3 protein-coding genes are annotated in these 1757 nt (G+C 70.0%); all 3 read left to right on the top strand.

The features are described 5' to 3' along the window. The first annotated feature begins 53 nt into the window (after positions 1–53). Positions 54–908 (top strand): segregation and condensation protein A, encoded by an 855-nt coding sequence (locus NQ160_RS22775; RefSeq protein WP_308211521.1) that lies wholly within the window; start codon positions 54–56, stop codon positions 906–908. Next, positions 898–1542 carry an SMC-Scp complex subunit ScpB gene (gene scpB / locus NQ160_RS22770; RefSeq protein ID WP_257517302.1) on the top strand — a complete coding sequence of 215 codons (645 nt, stop codon included), beginning with the start codon at positions 898–900 and terminating at the stop codon, positions 1540–1542. Before NQ160_RS22775 ends, scpB begins: the two co-directional genes overlap by 11 nt. Then, positions 1539–1757: S4 domain-containing protein (locus NQ160_RS22765; RefSeq protein WP_306854059.1), on the top strand; the 219-nt coding region annotated here is incomplete at its 3' end. The genes scpB and NQ160_RS22765, both read left to right, overlap by 4 nt.

The raw sequence follows: 1757 nt of genomic DNA, 5'->3' as shown, positions 1-1757 counted from the left end.
GGAGCACCCGGCTGCCCAGGCCTACCTGCGGCTGGCGCGGGAGCTGGTCGCCCGTGGCGCCGTCGCCTGACGACGACCCGTCCGCCGTCGTCGAGCCGTCGACGAAAGCCCAGGCCGAGTCGGCCGAACCCGGATTCCGCGTCTCGCTCGACGTGTTCGACGGTCCGTTCGACCTGCTGCTCTCGCTCATCTCGCAGCACGAGCTGGACATCACCGAGGTCGCGCTCAGCCGGGTGACCGACGAGTTCATCGCGTACCTGCGATCGATGCAGACCGCGGAGCAGCTCGACGAGGCATCCGAGTTCCTGGTCGTCGCCGTGACGCTCCTGGACATGAAGGTGGCGGGCCTGCTGCCGCAGGGCGAGCTGGTGGATGCCGAATCGGTCGCCCTCCTCGAGGCACGGGATCTGCTCTTCGCGCGTCTGCTGCAGTACCGCGCGTTCAAAGAGGTCTCGGCCTGGTTCGCCGCGCACCTGCAGGCCGAGGACCGCCGGCACACCCGCTCGGTGCCGCTCGAGGAGAAGTACCGTCGCGCCGTGCCGGAGCTCGTGTGGACACTCTCGCCCGATGACTTCGCCGCGCTCGCGGTGGTCGCCATGGCGCCGAAGGAGATTCCGCACGTCGGGCTCGACCACCTGCACGCGCCCCTGGTGTCGATCCGTGAGCAGGCCGCGATCGTCGTGACTCTGCTGCGCGCGGCCGGCACCCTCAACTTTCGCGACCTCGTCGCCGGTGTGGACCAGACCGGCGTCGTCGTCGCGCGGTTCCTCGCCGTGCTCGAGCTCTACCGCCACGCCGCCCTGTCGTTCGAGCAGCTCGAGCCGCTGGGCGAACTGACCCTCCGCTGGACCGCCGAACGGTGGTCGGACGACAGCCTCGCCTCTCTGGGAGCCGACTATGACCGATGACCCCTCGCTGCACACCGAGCCTGTGGCCGTGTCCGCGACCGACGACAGCGAAGAGCCCGTGCAGCGGCCGCAGGACGTGGCATCCGTTGCAGAGCGCCTCGAGGCGATCCTGCTCGTCGTCGATGAACCGCAGTCGCTCGTCGGCCTCGCGGCCGCCGTCGGCGCGCCCGTGCCGGCCGTGCGCCAGGCGATCGAGACGCTCGTGGCCGACTACGACGGCAAGGCCGCAGGCCCCCGCCGAGGGTTCGAGCTGCGCGAGGTGGGCGGCGGCTGGCGGTTCTACGTGCGCGCCGAGCACGACGCGCTCGTCTCGGAGTTCGTGAACGCGCAGGCTCCGTCGCGGCTGTCGCAGGCGGCGCTGGAGACCCTGGCCGTCATCGCCTACAAGCAGCCCGTCACCCGCAGCCAGGTGGCGTCGATCCGCGCGGTCAACGTCGACTCGGTGGTGCGCACGCTCGTGGCGCGCGGGCTCATCACCGAACTGTTCACCGACCCCGAGACCGGGGCGATCAACTACGGCACGACCGACGCGCTGCTGGTCAACCTGGGCATCAACTCCCTCGACGAGCTGCCCCACATCTCGCCCCTGCTGGACGACGGCGCCGACGGGTTCGATGTGGAAGGCCTGCGATGACCGAGTACGACAATCCCCCACGATCAGAAGGAGAAAAGACGATGGACACCGAGGGTGTACGGCTGCAGAAGGCGCTCGCGAACGCGGGTGTCGCTTCGAGGCGGGTGTCCGAGAATCTCATCGTCGAGGGGCGCGTGCGGGTGAACGGCCAGGTCGTCACCGAGCTCGGGTCCCGCGTCGACCCCGAGCGCGATCTCATCGACGTGGACGGCACG

The sequence above is a fragment of the Microbacterium sp. zg.Y909 genome (assembly GCF_024626565.1).
Note: the sequence above shows the minus strand (reverse complement) of the source record. Positions and strands in the feature narration are given on the sequence as shown.